This is a genomic window from Halovulum dunhuangense, assembly GCF_013093415.1.
Classification (GTDB): Bacteria; Pseudomonadota; Alphaproteobacteria; order Rhodobacterales; family Rhodobacteraceae; genus Halovulum; species Halovulum dunhuangense.
On record NZ_JABFBC010000004.1, the window covers coordinates 84,646 to 100,150 of the forward strand.

Annotated in this window: 10 protein-coding genes; 7 read left to right on the forward strand and 3 right to left on the reverse strand. The window is 65.2% G+C overall.

Annotated elements, in window-relative coordinates; translation table 11 throughout:
- Window positions 1-594: 594 nt before the first annotated feature.
- Together HMH01_RS16485 and HMH01_RS16490 are read right to left on the reverse strand one after the other, a co-directional pair.
- Complete coding sequence (locus tag HMH01_RS16485) at window positions 595-1,332, reverse strand: GAF domain-containing protein (RefSeq protein ID WP_171326898.1); 738 nt, start codon at window positions 1,330-1,332, stop codon at window positions 595-597.
- A 329-nt stretch (window positions 1,333-1,661) separates the two neighbouring features.
- Entirely contained in the window at window positions 1,662-5,600 is a 3,939-nt protein-coding gene (locus tag HMH01_RS16490) for a PAS domain-containing hybrid sensor histidine kinase/response regulator (RefSeq protein WP_171326899.1), read from the reverse strand.
- 482 nt (window positions 5,601-6,082) lie between these two features.
- On the opposite strand from HMH01_RS16490, the gene HMH01_RS16495 reads away from it, so the two are divergent.
- The 7 genes from HMH01_RS16495 to HMH01_RS16525 are packed head-to-tail and all read left to right on the forward strand — an operon-like array spanning window position 6,083 to window position 14,050.
- A complete protein-coding gene (locus HMH01_RS16495) occupies window positions 6,083-7,252 on the forward strand; it encodes a transporter substrate-binding protein (protein WP_171326900.1) in 1,170 nt (389 codons plus the stop codon).
- Window positions 7,249-7,857 carry an ANTAR domain-containing response regulator gene (locus HMH01_RS16500; protein ID WP_171326901.1) on the forward strand — a complete coding sequence of 203 codons (609 nt, stop codon included), beginning with the start codon at window positions 7,249-7,251 and terminating at the stop codon, window positions 7,855-7,857. The genes HMH01_RS16495 and HMH01_RS16500 overlap by 4 nt, the downstream gene beginning before the upstream one ends.
- Window positions 7,835-8,716 carry an ABC transporter permease gene (locus HMH01_RS16505; RefSeq protein ID WP_171326902.1) on the forward strand — a complete coding sequence of 294 codons (882 nt, stop codon included), beginning with the start codon at window positions 7,835-7,837 and terminating at the stop codon, window positions 8,714-8,716. Before HMH01_RS16500 ends, HMH01_RS16505 begins: the two co-directional genes overlap by 23 nt.
- On the forward strand, window positions 8,716-9,636 hold the full coding sequence (locus HMH01_RS16510; RefSeq protein WP_171326903.1) for an ABC transporter permease: 921 nt from the start codon (window positions 8,716-8,718) through the stop codon (window positions 9,634-9,636). Before HMH01_RS16505 ends, HMH01_RS16510 begins: the two co-directional genes overlap by 1 nt.
- 37 nt (window positions 9,637-9,673) lie before the next feature.
- Entirely contained in the window at window positions 9,674-11,296 is a 1,623-nt protein-coding gene (locus HMH01_RS16515; RefSeq protein ID WP_171326904.1) for an ABC transporter substrate-binding protein, read from the forward strand.
- Window positions 11,297-11,300: 4 nt separating this feature from the next.
- Window positions 11,301-12,245, forward strand: a complete 945-nt coding sequence (locus tag HMH01_RS16520) for an acetamidase/formamidase family protein (RefSeq protein WP_171326905.1) — start codon at window positions 11,301-11,303, stop codon at window positions 12,243-12,245.
- Complete coding sequence (locus HMH01_RS16525; RefSeq protein WP_171326906.1) at window positions 12,242-14,050, forward strand: ABC transporter ATP-binding protein; 1,809 nt, start codon at window positions 12,242-12,244, stop codon at window positions 14,048-14,050. Before HMH01_RS16520 ends, HMH01_RS16525 begins: the two co-directional genes overlap by 4 nt.
- Window positions 14,051-14,251: 201 nt before the next feature.
- On the opposite strand, the gene HMH01_RS16530 is transcribed toward HMH01_RS16525, so the two are convergent.
- Complete coding sequence (locus HMH01_RS16530) at window positions 14,252-15,175, reverse strand: lipid A-modifier LpxR family protein (protein ID WP_171326907.1); 924 nt, start codon at window positions 15,173-15,175, stop codon at window positions 14,252-14,254.
- Window positions 15,176-15,505 lie beyond the last annotated feature (330 nt).

Below are 15,505 nucleotides of genomic sequence, written 5' to 3' on the forward strand. Positions count from 1 at the left end.
GCGCCCTTCGGGCGTCACCCTTGTTAGCCGGTGCGGGCCCGCAGCTTTTCTGCTCTATGCCCGGTGCGACAGGGACCAGTCTCGGCGGTGGAGTTTCCATCAGTGTGTCGAAATCTATGGATTTTCTGGTGGATTGCTTGCCGCGGCGCGCACACTCAAGGCCGAAATCGGGCCCCTCGGCGGGGGCGTCGCCACAATGTCCTTGCAGGGACATGCTGCGCCCGACTGTGAGCGGGCCCTGCGCATGGCCGGCCGGTCAGCGGCCCGTCCGGCAAGGCGCCCGACCACGGCCCCGGGTGGCAACCTTGCGGAAAGAAATCCGAAAGAAACCGCAAGAATCCCGCAAACCTTGAGTAACAAGGGCAGCCATAAGGGGCACCGGGGCGCAAAGAACAAGTCCGGGAGAACTTGTACCTTCGCCTTCGGGCCGATTGGCCCGGGGCGAAGGTTTTTTTCCGCCCGTCGGGCCGCCTGTGCCTGGGCTGCGAGCCTGCCCTCGCGACGGCATATGCGCCACTGTTCATTCGGGGCGCGGACCTGCGAGGCGGGGCCAGGAGCGGCCGCGCGCCGTTGTCGGACCGCCGCGAACTGGCCCTAGCTTATTTCCCCCGCGCAATCGGGGCATATCGAATGGCTGACCCTTCGCTTCGCCATGACATGCTCGTAAAGTGTCTGCCACGAGCCATCGGGCTGCCTGATGTTCCGACACCACGCGCAGATGGGAAGAATGCCTTCTATCAGTTTCATGTCCATCAACGCACGACGCAGTTCGAGATGGGTTACAGCGGCGTCGCTCAGGATCTGAAGTATTTCCAACTGGTTTTCAGATAGCTTCCGCGGCTTTCTGTCGATCACGCAGAGGGTGCCGAGCGCGTGGCCATTCTCCATGACAAGCGGTGAGCCTGCGTAGAACCGGATGTCGGGGGCGCCCACGACAAAGGGGTTGCCGGCGAATCTCTGGTCCTTGGTCGCGTCCTCCACGACCATTATGCTGTCGTCCTCGATCGCGTGCGTGCAGAACGAATGCTCGCGTGGCGTTTCCTTCGTGTCAAAGCCCTGGTTCGACTTGAACCACTGTCGGTCTTCGTCAATCACGGAAATCAGCGCCATCGGAGTGCCACAGATCTTGGCAGCCAGGCTTGTCAGCTGGTCAAGCTGCTTTTCGGGGGCCGTGTCGAGTATATTGTACTTGTCGACGGTCCTCAGCCTGTATTTTTCGCGGATTTCGGCATCATCTTCCTTGATGTCGTGCATCATTTTTTTGGTGGCCATTTTTGTCGCTCTTACGGTCGAGAATTCTTGTTCAGAAACCGAAGGCATCCCGATCGTCATTGCAGTCCGCAAAAGGTAAGCGCGCCCTCCACTCTACACATCCCTGCGTAGGGTCAGGGGGCCGAGTGGAGGGCGCTTCCATCGCCCCGTCGGAGGGGGGAGGGGCGATTTTTCGTGACGGCCGCCGGACGACTGGCGTGTTCTTCAGGTGTCCGGGGCCGCTAACCATGCGGGCGAATTCGAGTTGCACTTCCTTTCCGCTGCTCTCTGGGCCGATCATGTCCCGGAAAGTTTGCTAAGATGTGACGCGGATTTGCGGCTTGCTTGCTGTAAGGCCCAGGCGATGCCCGGCGCGCGCGCAGGCCGCGACCCGGGGCAGGGGGCATGGGTCAGGGTCCGTGCTGTTCCTCGAGCGCCTCGCGCACCTTGGACGCAAGATCCTCGCGCCGATATGGCTTGCTCAGCAGGATTATGTTCGGATCGAGCCGCCCGTCATGGACGAACGAGCTTTCCGTGTATCCGGACGTGAACAATATCCTGATATCGGGCCGAAGACCGCGGGCAGCCTCGGCAAGTTCCCGGCCGCCCATGCCGCCGGGCATCACCACGTCGGTCAGCAGCAGATCCACGTCCGGCGTCCTGCGAAGCACGTCCATAGCCTCGTTCCCGGACGACGCCTCCAGCACGACATACCCCAATCCGCGCAGTTGCGTGGAGACGTGATCCCGCACGCCCGGGTCATCCTCGACCACCAGGATCGACTCGGTGCCGCCGGCAATGATCTGCCGGTGTACGTCCCCGTCCATCGGTGCCGGGCCGCCCTGCGCGCGGGGGAAATACAGCTTGAAGGCGGTGCCTTCCCCAGGTTCGGAATAGACGCGCACATGGCCGCCGGACTGCTTGACGAAGCCATAGACCATGCTGAGCCCCAGTCCCGAACCCTTGCCGACCCCCTTGGTCGTGAAGAACGGCTCGAAGATCCTGCCAAGGATGTCGTGCGGGATCCCGTGGCCGGTATCGGTGACGACAATGACGACATATTGGCCCTGCCGGACATCCGGCTCCGTTGCGATGTAATCGTTATCGAGCACGGTATTGGTCGCCTCGATGGTCAGCCATCCCCCGTTCGGCATCGCGTCACGCGCGTTCACGATCAGGTTGAGCAGCGCGGATTCAAGCTGTGCGGCATCGGCCTCGATCTGCCAGAGATCGCTGGCATTCACGATTTCCATGTCGATGTTCTCGGGAAGCGTGCGCCGCAACAGGCCGTCCATTCCCAGGATCAGATTCGCGACATCGATTATCTTCGGCGCAAGCGGCTGCCTGCGCGAAAAGGCAAGCAACTGGCTTGTCAGGGCCGCCCCCCTGTCCGCGGCGTCCAGCGACATCCGGGCAAGCTTCTGCAGGGCCGGCTGCCCGCCCAGTGCTTCTTCCAGCAGCTCGGCGTTGCCGAGAATGATCGTCAGCAGGTTGTTGAAGTCATGGGCGACACCCCCCGTCAGTTGCCCCACGACTTCAAGCCGCTGCGCCTGGCGCAGCCGTTCTTCAAGCTGCGTCTTGTCGGTAACGTCCGTCATGCTTCCCAGAACACGCACGGCGCTGCCGGTACCGTCGCGCAGGGCAAAGGCGCGGTCCTCGACGATGGCCCAGCTGCCATCCGACCGCCGGAAGCGATAGGTTTCCTTCAGGATGCTGTCTTCTCCCGAAACCAGGCGGTCCAGGGCAGCATCCACGCGGGCAACATCGTCGACATGCACGTTCTGACGCCAGATCGTGGGAACCACGTTGTGCTTGTCCGGGGTATGTCCGAAGATGTCCTGAAGGCCCTCGCTCCACCATTGCTTGTCATCCGCGACATGCCAGTCCCAGATCGCCGTGCCGGCGGCCTTGGTGACAAGCCGGAACCGCTCTTCGTTCGCGTTGAGCGCCTGTTCCGCCTGCCTGCGCTCGCTGATGTCGCGCTCGATGGCAACCCAATGGGTATACCAGCCCGTCTCGTCGGCCAACGGGACGATGTCCAGTTCCAGCCAGATCTCCTCGCCTGTCTTGGTGTAGTTGGTCAGCTCGGCCCGGACCGGTTGCCAGCGCGACAGCGCGTTCCGAATGCGGTCCAGTTCGGCACGCTCGGTCTTCGGGCCTTGCAGCAGGCGCGGCGTCTTTCCGATCGCCTCCTCGCGCGAGAAGCCGGTCCTTCGTTCGAAGGCGTCGTTGACATAGACGATCCGCGGCCCGTCCGGCCCGCTGATCGGTTCCGCTTCCGTTATCAGCAGGATGTCGTTCATGCGGGCTGCCGCGGCCTCCAGCAGCCGAAGCTGGAAGTCGCGGGCGCGTTGCAGCGTGATGTCCCGGAAATGCACCGCCAGCCCCTGCGGTGTCGGATCGGCGGCCACCTCGAGCCATGCTTCCAGCGGCGCGTAGTATTCGGCGAAACGGACCGGGCAGTTCAGGGACACGGCGCGCCGGTATTGTTCGTCGAACTGGGTTCCCACGGCTTCGGGAAACTCAACCCAGAAATTCCTGCCCAGAAGCTCGTCCCGCGGACGCAGCAGCAATTCCTCTGCCCGCGAGTTCATGAATGCGAAGTTCCAGTCCTCATCCAGCAGGAAGAAGGCATCGCTCATGCGCTCCAGCGTCGTGCGCAGCCGCTCGGAAAGTTCCGAGGCGGCGTCGCGGGCGTTGATCAGGTCCGAGACGTCCTGGAATGCCCCCTGTACCGCGATGATCCTGCCCGACGCGTCGCGTACCGGTTCCCCGATCGCCCGCACCCAGACCTTTCGGCCCTTGGCAGTGATGATCTGGCAGATCTCGTCGAACGACACCCCCTTCTGGACACAGGCATCGAAGCGTTCGCGGATCAGGCCGCGATGCTCGGGGATGTAGTAGGATATCGCCTGCTCGACCGACGGGGATGTGGCCTCGGGCTCGTCGTGAATGGCGGCGATCCCGTCGCCCCATGCGACGGTCGCCTGCCCGATATCGTACCGCCAGCTGCCCAGGCTGACGAGCCGGCTGGCGAAACGCCGCCGCTGCGCCTCGCCCCGCAGCTTCTCTTCTGCCTCGCGAAGGTAGGTGATGTCCTGGACGAAGCCGATCACGATTTCCTTGCCGTCGACCCGATGGCGTGCGCCCATGCCGTGCACATAGGTCACGGCGCCATCGGCCCGGATGATCCGGTGCTGGAACTCGATCTCGGGCGCGCCCGTTTCGATGAAGCGCCTGTAGTTCTCGAGCATCGCCTGCTGGTCGTCCGGATGCACGAGGGCGACATAGCCATCGAAGTTGGGGGCGGAACGGTCGCGCGGAACCCCGAAGATATCGAAGGCGCGATCCGACCAGCGGAATGTGCCGTCATTGAAGTCGCATTCGAACGCGCCCAGCTCGAGAAGCATCTCTGCGGTCCTCAGGCGCGTTTCGCGTTCCTCCAGGGCAAGAAAGGCGTTGCGCGCCTCGGAAAGCTCTCTCGGGCTGGCCCGGTTGTTGCCTTGCGTCACGGCGCTTTCCGCGACCAGCGCGGTCACATCCTCGACGCGGTGCACGATGTGGATGACGTTCCCGTCGGCATCGAGCACCGGCTTGTTCGTGGGCAGCCAGAAGCGTTCCTCGAAGCTGCCGTCGGGGCGGCGCACCGGATAGCGTTGCAGGTTCATCACGTCGGTCACGCGCATGACCTCGACCCGCCGAAGCGAGTTTTCCAGATTGGCCACCCCGTCGGATCCGGGCTCGTTCGGATCATCCGGAAACAGGTCGAACAGGTGCCGGTCCAGCAGCGCGTCGCGATCCAGCATGACGGCCTTGGCGTATTCGTCGGTGACCGCCACCACCCGGTAGTCCCCCGGCGTCACCACCAGCATCTTGCCGGGAAGCGCATCGACAAGGCGCGAAAGATGTTCGGCCGACAGGCTGGCCCTGCGGCGAAGCGCGTCGTTCTGGACCCTGAGATTGGCGGCCAGCGCCTCGGCCCGTGACATCAGCGTCATGTCGCGGATGCTCGCGACGACGGCTGCCATGCCCTTGTAGCTTACCCTGCTCCAACTGAAATGCGCGGTGAACCGCCGTCCCGACCGGTCGATGATCGTCCATGTTCCGGCATCGGCCCTTGTTCCTTCGAATCGCCGTACCGTCTCGATGATCCGGGCCCGGTCGGGTTCCGGCCGCAGGTCCGCGATCGTCATTGTCCGCAGCGTCGCCAGATCATAGCCCAGCCAGTCCAGCGCCGACTGGTTGGCCTCGAGGATCTTCAGGCTCTCGATCGAGAAGATCCAGACCGGGACAAGCACCTGGTCGAAGGCGTCGAGAGCGTTGGCTGAGAGTTCTGGAACCCTTGTCACAGGCATTTCACCTTGTCGGTCTGGCAGGCGTGTCGTCCTGACGGGGACCGGCCCCGAAGGACTGTTCACCGCGGACATCAGTTTTCGGAAACTCTGGCATAAGGTTCCTTCACCGGCTGCGATCCCGGACTCAAGGGAACGATCAACCGGAATCAGTCGGCTTTGATCTTAAGGACATGAATATGGCCGCCCTGCGGCCGACCCGCGATCCATGCGCCGGATGGGCATGACGACGATCCTGGCTGATGCAAGCGCGATATGGGCGTGCCTGTGGCGCGGAATGGCGGAACGGTAAATGCGGGACGCAAGCAGGGGGCTTTCCGAATGCGTCCGGTGCCGCCGAAATGTGCAACGGGTGTCCGATATGGCCCAAAGCTTCGCCTTGGCCTGTCCGTTTCCGGTCAGAAGTGGCGGCTGGCGCATCGAGTCGCTTGACTTGCGTCAAGACTCGGACACCGTGGGGGACGAACATAGCCGGATCCATGGGTCCGGCAGGCATCCGCGCCTCGCGTCTGCACGGGATCCAGCCGGATCCGGGTCAGACGCGGGGCGCTTTTGTTTGGGGCTCGCGAGCGTTGCGCATCGAGATCGGCATACTGTTTTCCCGCGAGGGCAGCTATCGGCGGCTATCCGAGGCCTGCCGCACCGGCGCGCTGGCGGCGGTCGAGGCGGTGAATGCCGATCCCTCGCTGCCGATCGAACTCGTGCCGGTCGAGCGCGACCCGCAAGGCAACGTGGACCGTTACGGACTGCTCTGCGCAGAGATCCTGCGCGACACCTCGGCGCGGCACATCGTCGGCTGCGTCACCTCGTGGAGCCGCAAGGAAGTCATCCCGACGCTGGAGAAGCTGGGCGGAAGCCTCTGGTATCCGTGTCCCTATGAGGGGTTCGAGACGTCGGACCGCGTCGTCTACGCCAATGCCTGCGCGAACCAGCACCTGCTGCCGCTGCTGACATGGGCTTTCGCGCGATACGGGCGAAACGGTTATCTGACCGGTTCCAACTACATCTGGGGCTGGGAGATGAACCGCGTCGCGCGCGACATGATCTCGGAGTCCGGCGGCGAGGTGGCCGGAGAGCGTTACCTGCCGCTTGGCGAGGAGGATGTGGGACGACTCATCGACGAGATCCGCGCAACCCGGCCCGACTTCATCCTCAACAACCTGATCGGCCCGTCCTCCTACAGCTTCCTCGTGGCCTATCGCGCGCTGGGGGCGGAGGACGCGCATTTCACGCCCGCGCGCTGCCCCGTGCTGTCGTGCAACCTGACCGAATGCGAGACCGAGGCGCTGGGCCCCGCCGCCGAGGGCCTCATCTCGGCCGGGCCCTATTTCCGCGCCGGGGACGCGCCGCACGGCTCGGCCTTCGAGGCGGCGGCGCATGAAGCGGTAAGGACGCTGGCGCTCAGGCTCCTGCGCTGTGCGAACCCGACCGAGGCGACGCTCCCGGAACTCCTCGGGCTTCGGGTCGAGGGCGGTCTCAGGATCGACACTGGCACCCATCACGCCGCCCTGCCTGTGGTCATCGCGCAGATGGAAGCGGGCGTCTTCCGGGTGCTGGAGCGGTGGGACAGCGTGGTGGCCGATCCCTACCTGTGCAACCGCGACCGGCAGCTGACGGCGCCGCGGGCAAGCCTGTCGGTGGTGAAATGAAGAAGCGGCTGATGGTTCCGGATCTTGGCGGTGCGCGCGCGATGATCCTGCATCGCCCGCACGCCACCGTGCAGGCGCTGACGCGCCAGCTTCTCGCCATAGGCCTTGCGGTCAGCGAGCACTGGCCCGACCTGCCCGCCGTGGCGCTTGGGGCCGACTATGTGTTCTTCGATGCGGACATGGGCCATGACGGCCAGTTCCCCTGGGCGCCGGGCGAGGCGCCGATGCCGATGATCGCGCTTATCGGGTCCGAAGCGCCGGGGCGCATCGAATGGGCGCTGAAACAGGGCGCCGACGCGCAGATCCTCAAGCCCGTTGGCGACAACGGCGTTTTCTCGGCGCTGCTGATCGCGCGCCAGGGCTTCGAGGCGCGCCGCGCATCTGCGGCCGAGATTGCCGGGCTCCGGCAGCGGCTGGCCGAGCGGCAGACGGTCGTGCGGGCCGTCACCCTGCTTGCCACGCGCGGCAGGACCGAGGAGGAGGCATTCGCCCAGTTGCGCCAGCTTGCCATGGCATGGCGCGAGACGATCGAGCAGGCGGCGGCGCGCGTGGTCGCGCGGCACGCAGCGACGGGGGACGGCGATGTCCGACACGAGCTTTCCTGAAACCCGCCCGCAGGGGGCGCTGGCGCGCCTGGCCCGCCGCAAGCTTGCGGTGCTTGGGCTCGTGCTGATCGGATTGGCCGTGGGCTGCGCGATCTTCGCGCCTTTCCTGACCAGCTATGGCCCCGACGAGCAGCACTTCGACGGGCTCACGATCGAGGGCGCGCCGCTTCCGCCGGGGGGCGAATACCTTCTGGGCACCGACCTTCTGGGCCGCGACCTGCTGAGCCGCCTCATGCACGGGGCGCGCACATCGCTGATCATCGGCGTGGTCGCGAATGGTCTCGCGCTTCTGATCGGCACCCTTGTCGGCGTGACGGCGGGCTATTTCCGGGGCTGGATCGGCAGCGTGCTGATGCGTTTCACCGACCTGATGATGGCCTTTCCCGCGCTTCTTCTGGCGATCTGCCTTGCGGCCATCTTCCAGCCGTCGCTCTGGATCGTGGCGCTGGTGATCGCGCTCGTGAACTGGGTGCAGACGGCGCGGGTGCTCTATACCGAGACGACCTCGCTTGCCGAACGCGAGTTCATCGCCGCCGAACGCGCGCTGGGCGCGGGGCATGTGCGCATCCTGTTCCTGCATATCCTGCCGCACCTGGTGCCCACGATCATCGTCTGGGGGACGCTCGGGATATCGACCACGGTGCTGCTCGAGGCGACGCTGAGCTTTCTCGGCATCGGCGTGCAGCCGCCCACGCCGTCCTGGGGCAACATCATCTTCGAGAACCAGACCTATTTCCAGGCGGCGCCCTGGCTGGTGTTCCTGCCGGGCGCGGCGATACTTGTGCTGGCGCTCGCGTTCAACCTGGTGGGCGACGCGCTTCGCGACGTGCTCGACCCCACACAGAGGGGGCGCGACTGATGGCGGCCTATCTTTTCCGGCGACTGGCCCAGGCGGCGCTGATCCTGCTGGGCGTCTCGTTCATCACCTTCTTCCTGCTCTATGCCCTGCCGGCCGATCCGGTCCGCCAGATCGCGGGACGCTCGGCCACCGCCGAGACGGTGGAAAACATCCGCCGGCAACTCGGGCTCGACCAGCCCTTCGTCGTGCAGTACTGGCGCTACCTTTCGGGGCTGGTGCAGGGCGATCTGGGCCGGTCCTATCTTCAGAAATCCGAGGTGTCGGAACTGATCGCGGCCCGGCTGCCGGCCACCCTGCTGCTGATGGCCGGCGCCATCCTCTGCGAACTGGTGGTCGGCCTGACCATGGGCATCATCGCCGCGCTCAGGCGCGGAACGGCGACCGACAACGCGCTGATGATCACGTCGTTCGTCGGGGTCTCGGCGCCGCAATTCGTGGTGGGGCTGCTGCTGCTCTATGTCTTCGCGGTGAAACTGGGCTGGTTTCCCATCGGCGGCTACGGGACCTTCGCGCACCTGGTGCTGCCCTCGATCACGCTCGGCATACTGGGCTCTGGCTGGTATTCGCGGATGATGCGCTCCTCGATGATCGAGGTGCTCAGGCAGGATTACATCCGAACCGCCCGGGCAAAGGGCCTCAGCCGGCGCCGCGTCATCCTGCGCCACGCCCTGCCCAACGCGATCCTGCCCATCATCGCCATGATCGGCATCGACATCGGCATCTTCATGGGCGGGATCGTCGTCGTCGAAAGCGTGTTCGGCTGGCCCGGCATCGGCCAGCTTGCCTGGCAGGCGATCCAGCGCGTGGACATCCCCATCATCATGGGCGTCACCCTGGTTTCGGCCTGCGCGATCGTGCTGGGCAACCTGCTTGCCGACATCGTGACACCCTTCATCGACCCCCGGATCCGGGTGCGGTGACCAACGATCCATCGACCAACCAACAGGAGAGACGGAAATGAAAAGACTGCTTGCCACGACCGCGCTCATCGCGACCTTCGCGTTGCCCGCGCTCGCCCAGGACTACACGCACGACCCGAACGCCAGGGCGGGCGGCGGCATCGTCGTCACCTACAAGGACGACGTGGCGACGCTGGACCCCGCCATCGGCTACGACTGGCAGAACTGGTCGATGATCAAGTCGCTGTTCGACGGGCTGATGGACTACGTCCCCGGCACCACCGAGCTGCGCCCCGGCCTTGCCGAAAGCTACGAGATCTCGGAAGACGGCATGACCTTCACCTTCAGGCTGCGGCCGGGCGTCAAGTTCCACAATGGCCGCGAGATGACCGCCGAGGACGTGAAATACTCGCTCGACCGCGTGACCAACCCCGCGACCCAGTCGCCGGGCGCGGGCTTTTTCGGGTCGATCGCGGGCTATGACGCGATGTCGGACGGCTCTGCCACCAGCCTTGGCGGCGTCGAGGTGGTGGATCCGCTGACCGTCAGGATCACCCTTTCGCGGCCCGACGCGACGTTCCTGCATGTGATGGCGCTCAACTTCGCCTCTGTCGTCGCGCGCGAGGCCGTCGAGGCGGCGGGCGACGATTTCGGCAAGCAGCCCGTGGGGACCGGCGCGTTCAAGCTGGCCGAATGGACCCTGGGCCAGCGGCTGGTGTTCGAGAAGAACGCCGACTACTGGCGCGCGGGTGTGCCCTATCTCGATACCGTGACCTTCGAGGTCGGACAGGAGCCGATCGTCGCGCTGCTGCGTCTTCAGAACGGCGAAGTGGACGTGCCGGGCGACGGTATTCCGCCGGCGAAATTCGTCGAGGTGATGGGCGATCCCGAACAGGCCGCGCGCGTGGTCGAGGGCGGCCAGCTTCATACCGGCTACATCACGCTGAACGTGAACACGCCGCCGCTCGACAACGTCAATGTCCGCAAGGCCATCAACATGGCGATCAACAAGGAGCGGATCACCCAGATCATCAACGGCCGCGCCGTCGCCGCGACCCAGCCGCTGCCGCCGTCGATGCCGGGCTATACCGAGGGCTACGAGGGATATCCCTTCGACCCCGAGGGCGCAAAGGCGCTGCTTGCCGAAGCGGGGCTGGCCGACGGGTTCGACACCGAACTCTATGTCATGAACACCGATCCCAACCCGCGGATCGCGCAGGCGATCCAGCAGGACCTGGCCACCATCGGCATAAGGGCCTCGATCCAGAGCCTTGCGCAGGCCAACGTGATCGAGGCCGGCGGCGCCGGCAACGCGCCGATGATCTGGTCGGGCGGCATGGCATGGATCGCGGATTTCCCCGATCCGTCAAACTTCTACGGACCGATCCTCGGCTGTGCCGGGGCCGTTGAGGGTGGGTGGAACTGGTCCAAGTACTGCAACGAGGCGCTTGATGCCATGGCGGTCGAGGCCGACGGCATCACCGACCCGGCGATGAGCGGCGCGCGCATGGCGAAGTGGTCCGACGTCTACATGGGCGTCATGGAGGACGCGCCCTGGGTGCCGGTGTTCAACGAACAGCGCTACACCATGAAGTCGCCGCGCATGGGGGGCGATGACGCGCTCTATGTCGATCCGGTGTCGATCCCGGTCAACTACGACTATGTCTACGTGACCGAGTAAGGCGATGTGCAAGGCGTGCGACTACACGATCCACGGCGCGCAGCACCATTTCGGCTGGGACAATACCAATGTCCCGGCCGAACGGGTGGCGCCCGGATCGACGATCCTTTTCCATTGCCATGACAGTTCGGCGGGCCAGCTTGGCCCGTCGTCCACCGTCGAAACGGTGAAGGCCCTCGATTTCGGCAGGATCAACCCGGTTTCGGGTCCGATCCATGTCGAAGGGGCGAAGCCGGGCGACGCGCTCAAGATCACCATCGACAGCTTCGCGCCCTCGGGCTGGGGCTGGACGGCGAACATCCCCGGTTTCGGGCTGCTCGCCGACCAGTTCACCGAGGCAGCGCTCACGCTGTGGAAATACGATCCCGGGACCATGGAGCCCGCGCTCTGGGGCAAGTCCGGCCGCGTGCCGCTCAAGCCCTTCGCGGGCACGATCGGCAACGCGCTGGCCGAGCCGGGGCATCACTCGATCGTGCCGCCGCGCCGGGTGGGCGGGAATCTGGACATCCGCGACCTGACGGCCGGGGTCACGCTTTACCTGCCGGTGGAAGTCGAGGGCGCATTGTTCAGCGTGGGCGACACCCACGCCGCGCAGGGCGACGGCGAGGTCTGCGGCACGGCCATCGAAAGCCCGATGGACGTGGTGCTGACCCTCGACCTGGTGAAGGACGCGAAGCTCAGGACGCCCCGCTTCACGACGCCGGGGCCGGTCACGCGCCATCTCGACGCGCAGGGCTACGAGGTGACGACCGGCATCGGGCCCGACCTGATGCAGGCCTCGAGGGACGCGGTGTCGAACATGATCGACCTGCTCTGCGCGCAGCACGGCATGGAGGCGGTGGATGCCTACATGCTGGTTTCCACCTGCGGCGACCTGCGGATATCGGAGATCGTGGACATGCCGAACTGGGTCGTGTCCTTCTACTTCCCGCGCTGCGTCTTCGAATGACGGCGCTTGCGCAAACCCAGCCCGGGGCCGTCAAGGCCCCGGGAGCCGAGCCGGTGCTGTCGGTCGAGGGGCTGACCATCTCGGTCCGGACCGAGAGCGGGCTGCACCCCCTTGTCAGCGACATGAGCTTCGCGCTGGAGCGTGGCCGCACCCTTGCCATCGCGGGGGAAAGCGGTTCGGGCAAGTCGATCACCTCGCTTGCCATCATGGGGCTTCTGCCGCCGCCCGCGGTGCGCGTGACCGGTGGCAGCATCCGGCTGGGGCAGACCGACCTGACCGCACTTCCCGAGGAGGCGCTTCAGCGGATCCGTGGCAACCGGATCGCCATGATCTTCCAGGAGCCGATGACCTCGCTCAACCCGGTGATGACAATCGGCCGGCAGCTGACCGAGGCGATCGAGGCGCACGAGGCGCTCGGCCGTGACGCGGCGCGGGCGCTCGCGCTTCAGGCGCTGCGCGCGGTGCGCATATCAGAGCCGGAGCGGCGGCTCGGGCAATACCCCCACGAGCTTTCCGGCGGCATGCGCCAGCGCATCATGATCGCCATGGCGCTGGCGCTGCGGCCCGACGTGCTGATCGCGGACGAGCCCACGACCGCGCTCGACGTGACCGTGCAGCGCGAGGTGCTGGAACTTCTGCGCGACCTGCAACGGGATCTGGGCACGGCGATCATCCTGATAACCCATGACATGGGCGTCGTTGCGGAACTGGCCGACGATGTCATCGTCATGCAGTCGGGCCGCATGGTCGAGCAGGGAACGGTGGAGCAGGTCTTCACCGCGCCGCGCGAGCCCTATACCCGCGCGCTTCTTGCGGCGGTCCCGCGCATGCGGCCGGCCGCGCCCGCGCCCGTGGCGCAGGCCGCCGCGCGCGGGCAGGTGGTCGCGCGGCTTTCGGATGTCGAGGTCACCTTCGATGTGCGCGGCGGCCTGTTCGGCCGTGTCACCCACCGGGTCCACGCGGTCGCCGGCGTCTCCCTCGATATCCGCGAGGGCGAGACAGTGGCGCTGGTGGGCGAAAGCGGCTGCGGCAAGTCCACCATCGCCAGGGCGATGGCGGGGCTGGTACCTTTCCGTGGCAGCATCGAGATCGGCGGCAAGCGCCTGGGGGGAACCGCTGCCGATCTGCGCGCGGCGCGGCGCGAGGCGCAGCTCGTTTTCCAGGATCCCATGGCGGCGCTCGACCCGCGCATGCGCGTGGGCGATCTCGTGGCCGAGCCGCTGGTGATCCACGGCATCGGCACAGCCGAAAGCCGCCGCGCCAGGGTGGTCGACCTGTTCGAGAGGGTGGGCCTGTCGCGCCGGCATGTGGAGCGTTACCCGCACGAATTCTCGGGCGGGCAGCGGCAGCGCATCTGCATCGCGCGTGCGCTCGCGCTCGAGCCGCGCCTGATCATCGCCGACGAGAGTGTTTCGGCGCTGGACGTGTCGGTGCAGGCGCGGGTTCTCGACCTTCTGCGCGCCCTGAAGGAAGAGTTCCGTGTCTCCTACCTGTTCATTTCCCACGACATGGCGGTGGTCGACAACATCGCCGATCGGGTCGCGGTGATGTATCTTGGCCAGGTCGTCGAGTTGGGCACGCGGGCACAGGTCTTCGGGTCGCCCGCTCATCCCTACACGCGTCGGCTGATCGAGGCCGTGCCGGTGCCCGACCCGCGCCACCAGCGCCAGCCGTCCGCCCGCCTCGACACCGAGATCCCGAGCCCCGTGCGCCGCCTGGGCGATCCGCCGCCGCGCCTGCGCCTGCGCGATCTTGGCAACGGGCATGTCGTCGCCGAGGACACGGCCCTTCACCCCACGGCCTGATGCGCGGTGACGGACATCGTCGGCGGGCGGTGGATCTGCCCCGCCAGGCGACCGTCGGCCGTCCCCGGCGTCTTGCAGAATTCCGGGCGGCAGGGGTTCGCGGCCTTTCGGGACCGGGCCGTTCCGCGGATTGCTTGCGCAACACGCCCGGTGCCGCTCTGCTGGATCGCGTGGCGCCGGATCCCTTCCCTGGACACCCGTTCAGAAACGGATGTTCAGGGATGCGGCGCCGACCATCTGCGCTTCTTTCTGTTCCTTGAATTCGCGCGACAGAAGCGCCACGCCATAGAACAGAACGACCCTGCCGGTGTTTATCTGTGCTCCTGCACGCAGGCGCGTTCTTACCGGAGAGGGCGTCACCAAGCCCGAATTCAGGGTATAGTCATCATGGCCGAAGCTTATGTCTGCTCCGAGGTGCAGATTGATCGCCCCTCCGCTGCCCAGCGCGGCCGACCTGGTGGGGGTCGCCGGGATCGAGAAGCCGGTAACGGGATCCCGCGCCGACATCAGCGGGAAGCCGGACGACCCGATGACAGCCTCCAGTCCCAACCGGAAATGGGTGTCGAACCCCAGTTGGACGGACGTATACGGACGCAACACGGCATACTGCGTCGGGCGATACTCACGAGAGAGTTCCCCCTTGAAAGAGATGAAGCTTTCATCCGGTACCGTCTCTGACTGCCGGCGCTCGTGCGAGTATCCTCCGGAGTCGAGGCTTTCATGAATAAACTCCTGAAGGCCAAGAATCTTTGATGAAGTTCTCACATATTCGAGCCCATAAGAGACCCGATTCTTGCCCATGTTCTCGTGGGCAAACAGTCCGATGCCGAAAACGCCCGTGGCGGCGCGATCGACAGGCTTGTGTTTCGCGTTCCACGGCGTAATGACCTCAACTCTTCCACGCAACTCGTAAAGACGCGCGTCAGTTTCAAAAAAGAGAGACGTGGATCCGCTTCCGGTTCTCCACCGATCATTGCCATCGAATACAAGCGCGTCATTCTGAAGATGCGTAACATGCCCCGCAATTCTTGGTGAGAACGACTCACCCTCTGCAAGGCTCTGCATCGGTATTAGAAAGATGGACAGCACGGCTACTGCGGATTTGATGTGTACCAGGATTCTCATGTCATCCCCCGACTTTGCAGCCGGAGGGGTAGAGTCCCTGCTTGCGGACAGGATTTTGGGAAAATTTTATATTTTCTCGGAATATTTTGGTTTGTTCTGAAAATTTAAGTAAAAATTGATATTTGCCGGATTTTTCGACCTGTGTTCGGGAAGTTTCGGCTTTCTTGCCGTTTCCCCTTGCCCCGCCATATGCTTCTCACCCGGGCGGCGCTTGCCTTTCTTCCCCGGACTTTGCATCGACACCCGCGGTGTGGCAGGCAGTTGGACGGGTCAGGGTGATGCGCGCCATCGGGGCCGTGCACGCCCTGTGGTTGGAAGGGTCTACCGCCT